The sequence below is a fragment of the uncultured Rikenella sp. genome, assembly GCF_948810725.1.
GTDB lineage: Bacteria > Bacteroidota > Bacteroidia > Bacteroidales > Rikenellaceae > Rikenella.
Map to the genome: position 1 here is coordinate 10,822 of NZ_CAQIVA010000009.1, position 12,522 is coordinate 23,343.

Below are 12,522 nucleotides of genomic sequence, written 5' to 3' on the forward strand. Positions count from 1 at the left end.
GACGAGTTGCAATCCGCCGCGCGGGGTGGCGGCGAACTGCGCGACTCTGCGAGTCGCAGAAGCTCGGCCCAAAGCACTGGCCCTGTGTCCGCCTCACTGCGGCTCCGCTTTCGCTCCGCCGCGTTTTCGCGCGCCGTTCTTTGGCCGCGTGCTGGCGGAAATCTTATTCAAACGCGCATTACGCGTTTGAATGATTTCCTACTTCAGCGATCGCGCGCGGTAGAGCTTTGACCCGCCTCAAACTGTTCTCTTTGTTCACAAAGAGAACCAAAGAAACTTTCAAGGATGCTAACGCATCCTCAAACTGCCGACGGCCCTAATCTCTGTCCGCGCGCCTTGCGCGATTCAACTATTTCGGCAGTGAGCAGAAATAGTTGAATCGCTTCTTTAGGCGGGGCGCGATTACTTTGAAGTAATAAAGGCCGCCCGCCGTGGCGCGAACGCGGCCGCCGGGCGGGCGGTGCGTTGACCTGCGGTCTCCCTCGCGCTTGCGAGGCATCGTCGACAAGCCGACGTGCTCTCGCTTCGCTACTTGGGTCCGGCACTCGGAAGGGGCAGCCTCGGCCCAATTCCTCACCCCGTTCTTCGTTCGCGCCGCTCAGAGCTTCGCTGAGCCCGAACGAACCAACGACTGATAACGGCGCGATGGAGATGGCAAGGGTTCGCCGCTAAAACCGTACTCCGACCAACGCACGTCCACCCGCTCGATCACATCCGGCGACATCGTCACCACGTTCGGCCAGCCCCGTTCCACCTCCGAAGGCTTGAACCGGGCATCCAGCCTCAACACGCCTGCCGAAGTCACCGAAACATCCCGTCCCGGATCGGTATTCCCCGCCGCCAGCCAAACCAAATCTTCGAACTCCAGCCCCGCCGACTCGACAAAATCGTCCCACACCACCTCGACCGGAATCTCCTCACGCCGAGGTCGTTCGCCCCCCTCCTCTTCCAGTTTGCGGGTCAGATCGAGGCACAACTTGCCCCCGAATCCCAGTTGCGGCGACGAGTGATCCAGCACGTCGAGCACCCCTCGCGAAAAAAGCGCATCCCGAGTCGGATCGAATCGATGAAGCCGCTCCCGGATCACCTCGCGGTACCCCTCGCCCGAAACGTCTGCCGCATCTTCCGCCGAAAGCATCACCAGAAACTTATTGAAACTCATCTGCCCTGCCCCCCACAACGCATGGGCCACTTTGAAAGCCTGGCCCGCATAACTCTTTTCGATCACGCACACCGCCAAATTGTGAGCCACCCCCGCCGGAGGCATCCACAGGTCGACCACCTCCGGAGCTACGGACAAACGGATCGGCGCAAGAAATATCCGCTCGGTAGCCAGCTGAATCCAGGCATCCTCCATCGGCGGCACACCCACCAGCGTCGCCGGCCACACCGCATCGCGACGGTGGGTGATACACGTGACATGGAACTGCGGGTAGAGGTCTTTCAGGGAGTAAAATCCCGTATGGTCGCCGAAATCGCCCTCGACTGCCTTCGGCTCGGCCGGGTCGACATACCCCTCGATCACGAAGTCGCAATCGGCAGGCACCCGCAGGTCGTTGGTCAGGCACTCGACCAGCTCGACCGGACGACGACGCAGAAATCCGGCCAACAGGTACTCGTCCATCCCGTCGGGCAACGGGGCGGTGGCGCAGTAGGTGTAGACGGGATCGCCCCCGAGGCAGACCGACACGGGCATCCGCTCGCCCCGCTTTTTATATTCCTGATAGTGCCGCTCGCCGGTCTTGTGGCGATGCCAGTGCATCCCCGTAGTGCGCGCATTGAATACCTGCATCCGGTACATGCCGACGTTCCGCACACCGGTCTCCGGATCGACGGTGTGCACCAACGGCAGGGTCACGAACCGACCGCCGTCGTGGGGCCAGCATTTCAGCACGGGCAGTTTCGACAAATCCGCCGCCTCGCCTTTCAGCACCACCTGTTGACACTCGCCTTTGCGGGAGACGTTACGCGGCATCCACTGCGCCACCTCGCCAAGCAGGGGCAGCATCCGGAGCTTCTCCATCCATCCCGCTTTGGGCCGCAGGGCGTCGGAGAAGAGGGATTCGATCCGTTCGCCGACTTCCGAAAGCCGCTCGACGCCGAGGGCCATGCAAATCCGCCGCTCGGAGCCCATCAGGTTGGTGAGCACGGGGAAGCCGGTGCCGGTATGCTCGAACAGCAGCGCCTTTCCTCCGCCGGGCTGCTTGGCCTGCCGGTCGGTCAGCTCGGCGATCTCCAGCACGGGATCGACGGGGACGGGAATCCGGATCAGTTCGCCGGCCTGCTCCAAGGCGCGGATGTATTCCGTCAAGTTTTTGTACATGGTCGATACATTGGTGGTTCAAAATTAATACTTTTGTAAAATAGTCTCAATCGTTACACCGTTTCCGAGTATGGCCAAACCGATCTACCTTTACAATACCCTGACCCGGCGCAAGGAGGAGTTCGCGCCGTTGCATGCACCGGCTGTGGGGATGTACGTGTGCGGGCCGACGGTCTACGGCGATCCGCACCTGGGGCATGTGAGGCCGGCGGTGACGTTCGACCTGCTGTTCCGGCTGCTGCGGTACGAGGGGTACAAGGTGCGTTATGTGCGGAACATCACGGATGTGGGGCACTTGGAAAACGATGCGGACGCGGGGGAGGACAAGATTGCGAAAAAGGCGCGGCTGGAGCAGCTGGAGCCGATGGAGGTGGCGCAGTACTATACCAACCGGTACCACGAGTTTATGGATCGGCTGGGGGTGTTGCGGCCGTCGATCGAACCGCACGCGTCGGGACATATCATCGAGCAGATTGCTATGACGCAGGCGATTCTGGACGCGGGGTATGCGTATGTGAGCAACGGGTCGGTCTACTTCGATGTGCGGAAGTATGTGGCGGATGGCAACAAGTACGGGATACTGTCGGGCAGGAATCTGGACGACATGCAGTCGGGGGGACGGTCGGAGGACTATGAGGGGGAAAAGCGTTTCCCGGCGGATTTCGCGCTGTGGAAACGGGCTGCGCCGGAGCATATCATGCGGTGGCCGAGTCCGTGGAGCGAGGGTTTTCCGGGGTGGCACATGGAGTGTTCGGCGATGGGGGCGAAGTATCTGGGCGAGACGTTCGATATTCACGGGGGGGGGATGGATCTGATGTTCCCGCACCACGAGTGCGAGATCGCGCAGTCGACGGCGGCGCTGGGACATGCGTCGGCCAGATATTGGGTGCACAACAACATGGTGACGATCGGGGGACAGAAGATGGGGAAATCCTTAGGGAATTTCATCACGCTGGAGCAGTTCTTCACGGGGGATCATGCGCTGTTGTCGCAGGCGTATTCGCCGATGGTGATCCGGTTCTTTATCCTCCAGGCGCACTACCGGTCGACGCTGGATTTCAGCGATGAGGCGTTGCAGGGGGCGCAAAAGGGGCTGGAACGGCTGATGAAGGCGTGGAATCTCTTGGCTTCGGGGCGCATCGCTCCTGCGGCGGCTTCTACTATGCCATCTCCTTCGGCTTTACTGGGCGAGTGCGAGGAGGCGTTGTGCGACGACCTGAACAGTCCGGTGGCGATCGCCCGACTGTTCGACTGGGTGCGGCATGTCAACGCGCTGAACGACGGGACGCTGGCGGCGACGGAGGAGGATTTGCAGACTTTGCGCACAGCATTCGACACGGTGTTGGGGACGCTGCTGGGGCTCTCTCTCTCTGCGGAGGGCGGGGGGGCTCCTGTCGCGGGCGGCAACGACCGATTAGGCGGGGTGATCGACATGATATTGGAGGTGCGCCAGCAGGCGAAGGCGGCGAAGGACTGGGCGACGTCGGACTTGATCCGCGACCGCCTGGCGGCGCTGGGCATCCGGGTCAAAGACCGCAAGGACGGGGCGGACTGGGAACTGGATTGATGGGTTCAAGGGTTCCGGCGCTTTAACCTCGGGAAACATTCGGCAGACACGGCCAAAGAACAGGGCCGTCGGCAGCTTGAGGATGCGTTAGCATCCGTCGAAAGTCTTTTTGGTTCTTTTTCTTCAGAAAAAGAACAGTACCAGCCGGAGCAATGACCAGATCGCGCGCCACGCCTTAAGAGGGAAATCGTCAAAATGTGCTGGCACGTTTTGACAAGATTTCCGCAAGGCGCGCGAACAAAGAACAACGCGCAAACACCGGCGCCCGCCCGCTTAAGAGGGCATATTCTGCCGGGTGGCACTCGGCCAATCCGGCGAGAATTGCCGCGGGCGACGTTTAAGAGCAGATACGCCCAGCTTTCGGGTGCTGAGCGGCAGTGGCGGAGCAACAGCGGAGCCGCAGTGAGGCGGACACAGAGCAATGCTTAAAACTGTGCTCTTGCGACCCTTTAGGGTCGCGCGGGCCGAAGCCTCCCGCAGCGGAGGCCCGCAACTGACGTTGCTGTGGGCCCCGCAGGCTTCGTCCGCTTGAACTGAGAGCAAATAGCGCGATTCCGAGAGGAATCGCCCTTCTTGGAGCGCAGCGACCGCCGTAAGCTGGTGCCGGGGGTGGCTCCGGCCCGCGCGGCTCTACGAGCCGCAGGGTCTTGACCTTATTTTTTGTCCGCGCCTGAAAATCCCAGCCCAACGAAACAAGGCGGAGAGAACACGTGGTCGGCCCAACGGGACGACCTCTGTAAAAGTCTTTTGGGTACCTTTTCTTCAGCGGGTAGACACAGATAAGCGAACGATATAAAAACATGCGATATATGAAACCGGAAGAAATCGACTGGAATAACCTCAAATTCGGATACACGAGAACCCCTGTGAACGTGCGATGCTACTGCCGAGACGGACAATGGGGAGAGATCGAAGAACACGCCGAAGAGACTGTAACGATGCACATGGCGGCGACGGCTTTCCACTACGGGCAGACTGCTTTCGAAGGGCTGAAGGCGTTTCGCTGCCCGGACGGGAAGGTGCGGGTGTTCCGGATGGACGAAAACGCCCGGCGGATGCAGAGCTCCGCGGAATACCTGCGGATGGGGGTGCCGAGCGTCGAACTGTTCTGCGAAATGGTCACCCGCGTCGTGACGTTGAACAAGGAGTATATTCCGCCTTACGAATCGGGCGGGTCGCTCTATATCCGACCGGTGATCGTCGGATCGGGGCCGCAGTTAGGGGTGAAGCCGGCCGGCGAGACGCTGCTGCTGATGTTCGTGAGCCCGGTAGGGCCGTACTACAGCGGGGGGATGAAGGGGATCAGCGCGATTATCGACCGCACGCACGACCGGGCGGCGCCGTTCGGAACAGGACATACCAAGGCGGGGGGGAATTACGGTGCGAGCCTTACTTCGGCGCTCGAAGGACACGAAAAGGGGTATGACAGCGTGCTGTATCTCGATCCGGCACAGCATCGCTACATTGACGAGTGCGGGGCGGCGAACTTCTTCGGAATCCGGGTCGACGCGGCGGAGGGCGGACGGGCGCATTACATTACGCCGGCGTCGCATTCGATTCTGCCTTCCATTACGAACAAGAGTCTGCGGCAGATTGCAGCGGATTTCGGCATGGAGGTCGAAGCGCGGCAGGTGGAGCTCGACGAACTCAATACGTTCAGCGAGGCGGGCTGCTGCGGGACAGCGGCGGTGATTACGCCGGTCTCGACGATCTTCGACCCGGCGGACGGCAAAACCTATCGCTTTGGCGAGGGGGTGGGGACGTGGAGCAAGAAGCTGTACGACGAACTGGTGGCGATCCAGCATGGAGAGGTGGAGGATCGGCACGGGTGGAATACGGTGCTGGATTTATAGGCGGTTTCGGCATAAAGGATTGTATATGCGAAGGGGCGGCTCCACCACCAGTGGAACCGCCCCCTCTTCATATACAAGCGGGAACTAAAATTCCGCATTCTTCGGCGTCCGCGGGAACGGAATCACGTCCCGGATGTTGGTCATCCCGGTCACGAAGAGCACCAGACGCTCGAATCCCAGCCCGAAACCGCTGTGCGGCGCGCTCCCGAAACGACGGGTGTCGAGGTACCACTGCATCGAGTCGGTCGGCACGCCCATCTCTTCCATCCGGGCCACTAACTTGCCGTAGTCGGCCTCGCGCTCAGAACCGCCGATGATCTCGCCGATCTTCGGGAAGAGCACGTCCATCCCACGAACTGTCCGCCCGTCGTCGTTCTGCTTCATATAGAAGGCCTTGATCTCTTTCGGGTAGTCGGTCATAATCACCGGACGTTTGAAATGCTGTTCCACGAGGTAGCGTTCATGCTCGGCCGCCAAATCGGCCCCCCAGAAGACCGGGAACTCGAATTTCACCCCTTTCGCGTCCCGTGCCTCTTCCAGTATCCGGATCCCCTCGGTGTAGGTGAGCCGCACGAAGTCGTTGGCGGTTACGAACCGCAGCCGCTCGGTCAGCTCCTTGTCGTACATCTTTTCGAGGAAGGCGAGGTCGTCGGCGCAATGTTCCAGCGCGTAGTTCACCAGATATTTGATGAAATCTTCGGCCAGATTCATGTTGTCTTCGATCTCGTAGAAGGCCATCTCGGGCTCGACCATCCAGAACTCGGCCAGGTGCCGGGGGGTATTGGAGTTCTCGGCCCGGAAGGTCGGCCCGAAGGTATAGATCTGTCCGAGGGCCATCGCCGCCAGCTCGCCTTCGAGCTGCCCGGAGACGGTCAGGTTGGTCGGACGGCCGAAGAAGTCTTCGTTGAAGTCGGTCTCGCCCGGAGCCAGCGTGGTCACGCGGAACATCGCACCCGCTCCTTCGGCATCGGAGGCGGTGATCAGGGGCGAGTTCCAATAGTAGAAGCCCCGGTCGTTGAAATATTTGTGGATGGCATAAGCCATGGCGTGACGAATCCGGAACACGGCGCCGAAGGTATTGGTACGAGGCCGCAGATGGGCGATCTCGCGCAGAAATTCGAGGGTGTGCCCCTTTTTCTGCAACGGATAGCTGTCGGGATCTGCCGTCCCGTAGATTTCGATCTGCCGGGCCTGAATCTCGACGGGCTGGCCCGAGGCGGGCGAGTCGACGAGCGTGCCGGTCACTTTCAAACAAGCGCCGGTGGTGATCTCTTTGAGCAAGGCTTCGTCGAAGGCGGCGGTGTCGGCCACGACCTGTATATTATGAATAGTCGAGCCGTCGTTCAGGGCGATGAAGGCGACGTTCTTGTTCCCGCGCTTGGTGCGTACCCATCCTTTGGCCACGACTTCGACGTTCCGCTCGCCGGAGGCGAGCAACTCTGCTATTCTCATGGTTCGTACTGTATTATTTTAGACTTCCGTGTGAAAGGCGAAGATATGCAAAATTTCCGTATCTTCGTCAGGCGCCGGGCGGGTTTCGAACGACGGCGCGAGTCGGAATATGCAATTCAAAGATATTATCGGTCAGGAAGAGGTCAAACGACGGCTGCGCGAAACGGTGCGGCAGGGGAGGATCAGCCATGCGCTGCTCTTCACGGGGGCCGAGGGGACGGGGGCGTTGCCGCTGGCGCTGGCTTACGCCCAGTATGTGAACTGCCGCAACCGGACGGAGGAGGATTCGTGCGGGGAGTGTCCGGAGTGTTACCGCATGCAGCGGTTGGAGCATCCGGACTGCCACTATATCTACCCGGTGAATGCGTCGAAGGAGGCGGTGGCGACGGGACGGGCGGACGAAAAACCGCGGAGCGAGCAGTTCGTGCATCTCTGGCGGCAGATGATTCCGGAGACGGGGGGCTATCTGACGGAGCAGGAGTGGTATGCGCGGCTGGGGATCGAGAATCAGCAGGGGATCATCAACAAGACGGATGCGAACGAGCTGGTGCGGCAGATGGGGTTCAAGGCGTTCGAGGGGGGATACAAGACGGTGGTCGTCTGGCTGCCGGAGCGGCTGCACGAGACGGCGGCCAATACGCTGCTGAAGCTGGTGGAGGAGCCGCCGGAACGGACGCTCTTCCTGTTCGTGAGCGTGGAGCCGGAGAAGATCATCGCGACGATCCGATCGAGGACGCAGACGGTGGCGCTGGCGGGGGTGGCGGACGATCTGATCGCCCGGGAGTTGGTGGCTCGCCGGGGGATCACGGCGGAAGGGGCGGAGCAGGCGGCCTATCTGGCGCAGGGGAGCTGGGGGGAGGCGGTACGGCTGGCGACGGGGACGGAGGGGGCGGGAGGCGGGACGGCGGAGCATGGGGAGCGGTTCATTCGGTTGATGCGGCTGTGTTACCAGCAGAAGTACCTGGATCTGTTCAGCTGGGCGGAGGAGATGGCGCCGTTGGGGCGGGAGGTGCAAAAGCAGTTCTGCATAGCGGGGTTGGAGTTGCTGCGGGCGTGTTACCTGACGGGGATCGGCCTCCGGAGGCTGGCTTATACGAATCCGGCGCAGGAGCGGTTTTGTCAAAATTTCGCGCCGTATGTCTCGCATGCGACGGTCGAGGAGTTCGTGCGGGAGTTCGAACTGCTGTTGGGGCATATCCGCCAGAATGGCAATGCGCGTATCCTCTTTACGCATTTCGCGATGAGTATCTGCAAAATCATCGGGACGGCGAGGGCAGCGCTCAAGTAGCCGACGGGGAGGCGGGGGATGTCGGGCGACACGACCCCGGGCTACCGCGGGCATGCGTCGGGCGGGCTGAGCTATGTCTGTAGCCATGGTTACGTCTGGTCTGCTGCTGTCTGCGAGGCGAATGGCATGAACCTGAGTTTCAACGCAACGGGGGTCGATGCTTGCAGCCTGTATGGTCGGGCTGTCGGTTTTCAGTTGCGTTGCCTCTCGGAATAAACGCCGCGGGCCCGCGGGGGGCAAAGGGCGGGAGCTGCCCCATGTAGCCGAACTTTGTGCGGACGGACGCCCGGGAGGAACCGCAATTCTCAACGCGCAAGCGACGTGTTGCGGGACTCCCGAGGGGAGGCGTTCGGCCCGCGCGAGTCTGCGAGCCGCAGAAGCACGGCGCATTCGTCTCTTTTAAGCTGTTCGCCGCCAGTGGGGCGCCATATGAGACAGAGACAGCCAGCAAAAGACACTGTACGTCCTCCGCGGAGGGGGGAGCAACGAGACGCAACCAAGCCTGAGAAAATGCAAGTGCTTTAACGGGTTGAAGCCTGCGGGGCCCACAGCAACGTCAGTTGCGGGCCTCCGCGGCCGGAGGCTTCGGCCCGCGCGACCCTGCGAGTCGCAGAAGCACAGCCCAACCCACGGCCCAAAGCACTGCCCCGTGTCAGCCTCACTGCGGCTCCGCTTTCGCTCCGCCGGTGCCGCTCGGCACGCGAAAACTGGGCGTGTCTACTCCTAAACGTCGCCCGCGGCAATTCTTGCCGGATTGGTCAAGTGCCAACCGGCAGAATATGCCTTCTTATGCGGGCGGGCGACGGATTTTTTTGCACGGATCAAGTTTTTTCGCGCGCCTTGCGCGATTCATTCTATTTCGGCTCACCGCCGAAATAGCTGAATCGCGTCTTTAGGCGGGGCGCGCGGTTGCTTTGAAGTAATAAAGGCCGCCCGCCGTGGCGCGAACGCGTCCGCCGGGCGGGCGCACCCTTCGGGTGGTTTAATGGCAGCCTCTACCCCCGTTCTTTGTCCGCGCGCTGGCGGAAATCTTATTCAAACGCGAACTACGCGTTTGAATGATTTCCTTATCCAGCAGTCGCGCGCGGGTCGAGCTTTGTCCCGCCTCGAACTGTTCCTTTTGGCTTCGCGTTGCCTTCGGCTTCCTCGTGCTGCCTCGGCAAATCCCGCAAGCGGTCTCTGCTCTCGGTACGCTACTCGGTTCCTCCTCGCCGCTCGGCAATTTGCAAACTGCGTTTGCATTGCCCTCGCTGGCAGCGTCGGTTGTGAACAAAAGGAACCGAAAAAACTTTAGAGCGCATCCCTACGGGATGCTTTGGCCGAGTCTACCCTAACCTCGCGGCAGCCTCGGCCCCCACCTTTTTTCCACGCGGGAGAACTTTGACTTACGCTGAAAAATAACCTGAATATGAAAGGAATATACGCTGTCTTGCTTTTAGTCGTCTCCAACTCCTTCATGACGCTCGCCTGGTACGGACAACTCCGATTCAAATTCTTCCAGGGGCTGCCTCTCTGGGGAATCATCTGCATCAGCTGGTGCATCGCGCTGGTCGAATACATGTTCATGATCCCGGCCAACCGGATCGGATTCCAGGGGATGGGAGGGCCGTTCAGCCTGCTGCAACTCCGTGTCATTCAGGAGGTCGTCAGTCTGGTCGTCTTCGCTCTCTTCACCACTCTCTTCTTCAAAAACGAGGCGCTCAGGCTGAACCACCTGTTCGGTGCGATGTTTTTGGTGCTGGCCGTCTATTTTATGTTCAAGAAGTGAGGCGGCGCGGAGGGAAAAGTTTATATTTGCAGTCGGACTTATCTCAAAACAGAGCATACTTATGACGAGAAAACAGATACTTGCGCTGACTGTCGCAGCCGGATTGCTGGTCGGTTGCTCGGGCAACGGGGTGACGATCCGAGGCGAAATCGCCGAAGGCGGAAAGGACAGGACGATCGTCGTCGAACGGATCGTTCCGGCTGGGGCACGGTTCGTCGATTCGGTGCGGACGGATCGGCACGGAAAATTCAACCTCTTTCTGGAACAGACGTCGAGCACGCCGGAGTTCTACTCGTTGCGGATTGCGGGCGGAGGCAGCATTCCGTTGCTGACGGAGGCGGCCGAAAAAGTCGTCCTGCGGATCGCGGATAGCACGGGGGCGGTGTACGAGGTGTCGGGATCGGAGGGGTCGGCGCTCGTGCAGGAGGCCAACGGCATTTTGCAGGAGGCGGATCCGATCGCTCGCAAACAGGCGGCGGCGATATTCATTTCGCAACATACGGGCTCGCTGGCGGCGATCGTGCCGCTTTACCAAATTGCGACGGACGGGTCGTTCCTCTTCACGGACGATGCGACGGACGTGGTCTACTTCCGGATGGTGAGCGACTCGCTGAATGCCCGGTATCCGGGGTCGCCGTATGCGCAGGCGCTGGCGGCGGATGTGCAGAGTTTCGACAATGTGGCGACGGCGGGACGGATGGTCGAAGCGAATCGGGACAACGTGGTCTCGTTTCCGGACTTGGACATGCCGGATGTCTTGGGAAAGAGACGGAAGTTGTCGGAGTTGACGGGAAAGGTGATTTTGCTTTCGTTCACGGCATCGAACCTGCCGGAATTGAAAATTCTAAATCGGGAGCTGGCGGAGGTCTACGAGAAATATGCGGCGCAGGGGTTCGAGGTCTATCAGGTGTCGCTGGACGCGAACAAGGCGCAATGGATCGGGAGTGTGGCGGAACAACGGTTGCCGTGGATTTCGGTATGCGACTTGCGGGGAGGGGACTCGCCGGCGGTGAAGCTCTATAATGTCCAAAAAATCCCGGCGAATTTCCTGATCGACCGCGAGGGAAACATCGTCCGGCGCAATGTGGCTTCGACGGGGATCGAGGAGGCGGTCAAGGAGTTGTTATAATCGAATTTCCGACTCTTTTTGCATGCTCGGCCGGGAGGAATCCATAGGATTCCTCCCGGCTTCGTTTTTCGATCTCTCCCCGCTCCGGGCTACCGCTCGGCAGCTTCGGGCGCGCTGTGCGACGTCGGTCGCCACGGGTACGGCTGGGCGTGTACACCGGTGACGGGCGACATCACGGTGCGGTATTTGGCTTCGGAACCGGGGATGTTCAATCCCAGTTATGTGGGTAACCGTGGCCATGGTCTTCAGTTGCGGTGCCTCTCGGAATAAACGGGAAAGGCATGGGCGGTGTGGGTAAGGGGCTGAGACTATCCTACCCTCTTGGGCGGGCCGAAAACTGCGGGGCCCACGGCAACGTCAGTTGCGGGCCTCCTCTGCGGGAGGCTGCGGCCCGCGCGGCTCTAAGAGCCGCCAATGGTTGTTGGATTCGTCCTCGGGCGCACCCCCCGGCGCCCGCCTACGGCGTTCGCTGCACTCCGAGGACAGCGATTCTCTTCGGAATCGCGCTACTCGCTCTCAGTCTTAGCAGTTCGCCGCCAGCGGAGAGCAGCAACGAGCTCCGACGAGTTGCAGCCCGCCGCGCGGGGTGGCGGCGGACTGCGCGGCTCTGTGAGCCGCAAAAGTTCAGCCCAATTCACCGCCTTAATCCTTTCGGGGTTCGGGCTGCGCGCTCCGGGGGTGGGCCAAAGGCCCAGCGCGCAGGCCCGGCGGTTCTACGAACCACAAAAGCACAGCCAACAGCTCGGCCCAGCGCAGCGGGAAAACCGCAATCGGTTTTCCCGCCCGAAGAACAAGCACAGCCCAAAGCACGGCCCCGTGTCAGCCTCACTGCGGCTCCGCTTGCGCTCCGCCGCGTTTGCCGTCGCCCGCGGCAATTCTTGCCGGATTGGCTCACCGCCAACCGGCAGAATATGCCCTCTTAAGCGGGCGGGCGACGGATTTTTTGTATGCAGATCGAGTTTTGTCGCGCGCCTTACGCGATTCATCTATATTCGGCTAATCGCCGAAATAGTTGAATCGCTTCTTAAGGCGTGGCGCGCGTTAGTTTGAGGGTACTGCGCTCGGGCCGCGCGGGCCCCACGTCCCGTGGACGGGAAATGCTCGCGCATTTCCACTGGCAGCCTCTACCCCCGTTCTCTGTC

At 60.9% G+C, this 12,522-nt stretch carries 8 protein-coding genes; 6 read left to right on the forward strand and 2 right to left on the reverse strand.

What is annotated here, in order from left to right; translation table 11 throughout:
- Positions 1-598: 598 nt before the first annotated feature.
- Entirely contained in the window at positions 599-2,323 is a 1,725-nt protein-coding gene (locus Q9S52_RS04890) for a menaquinone biosynthesis decarboxylase (RefSeq protein ID WP_304708350.1), read from the reverse strand.
- A gap of 70 nt (positions 2,324-2,393) precedes the next feature.
- On the opposite strand from Q9S52_RS04890, the gene cysS reads away from it, so the two are divergent.
- Both cysS and Q9S52_RS04900 read left to right on the forward strand, forming a co-directional pair.
- Positions 2,394-3,890: a cysteine--tRNA ligase gene (gene cysS, locus Q9S52_RS04895; RefSeq protein ID WP_304708351.1), complete on the forward strand. Its 1,497-nt coding sequence runs from the start codon at positions 2,394-2,396 to the stop codon at positions 3,888-3,890.
- Between the two features lie 800 nt (positions 3,891-4,690).
- Entirely contained in the window at positions 4,691-5,743 is a 1,053-nt protein-coding gene (locus Q9S52_RS04900) for a branched-chain amino acid aminotransferase (protein WP_304708352.1), read from the forward strand.
- 84 nt (positions 5,744-5,827) lie between these two features.
- Here the strand turns inward: Q9S52_RS04900 and asnS are convergent, their stop codons facing one another.
- Positions 5,828-7,195 (reverse strand): asparagine--tRNA ligase, encoded by a 1,368-nt coding sequence (asnS, locus tag Q9S52_RS04905; protein WP_304708353.1) that lies wholly within the window; start codon positions 7,193-7,195, stop codon positions 5,828-5,830.
- A gap of 109 nt (positions 7,196-7,304) precedes the next feature.
- On the opposite strand from asnS, the gene Q9S52_RS04910 reads away from it, so the two are divergent.
- The 4 genes from Q9S52_RS04910 to Q9S52_RS04925 all read left to right on the forward strand — a co-directional run bounded on the left by Q9S52_RS04910 (position 7,305) and on the right by Q9S52_RS04925 (position 11,380).
- Complete coding sequence (locus Q9S52_RS04910) at positions 7,305-8,483, forward strand: DNA polymerase III subunit delta (RefSeq protein ID WP_300829490.1); 1,179 nt, start codon at positions 7,305-7,307, stop codon at positions 8,481-8,483.
- A gap of 18 nt (positions 8,484-8,501) precedes the next feature.
- Complete coding sequence (locus Q9S52_RS04915) at positions 8,502-8,699, forward strand: hypothetical protein (protein WP_300829491.1); 198 nt, start codon at positions 8,502-8,504, stop codon at positions 8,697-8,699.
- Positions 8,700-9,891: 1,192 nt separating this feature from the next.
- Positions 9,892-10,251 carry a DMT family protein gene (locus Q9S52_RS04920; protein ID WP_294594903.1) on the forward strand — a complete coding sequence of 120 codons (360 nt, stop codon included), beginning with the start codon at positions 9,892-9,894 and terminating at the stop codon, positions 10,249-10,251.
- Between the two features lie 61 nt (positions 10,252-10,312).
- Positions 10,313-11,380 carry a peroxiredoxin gene (locus Q9S52_RS04925; protein ID WP_304708354.1) on the forward strand — a complete coding sequence of 356 codons (1,068 nt, stop codon included), beginning with the start codon at positions 10,313-10,315 and terminating at the stop codon, positions 11,378-11,380.
- Positions 11,381-12,522 lie beyond the last annotated feature (1,142 nt).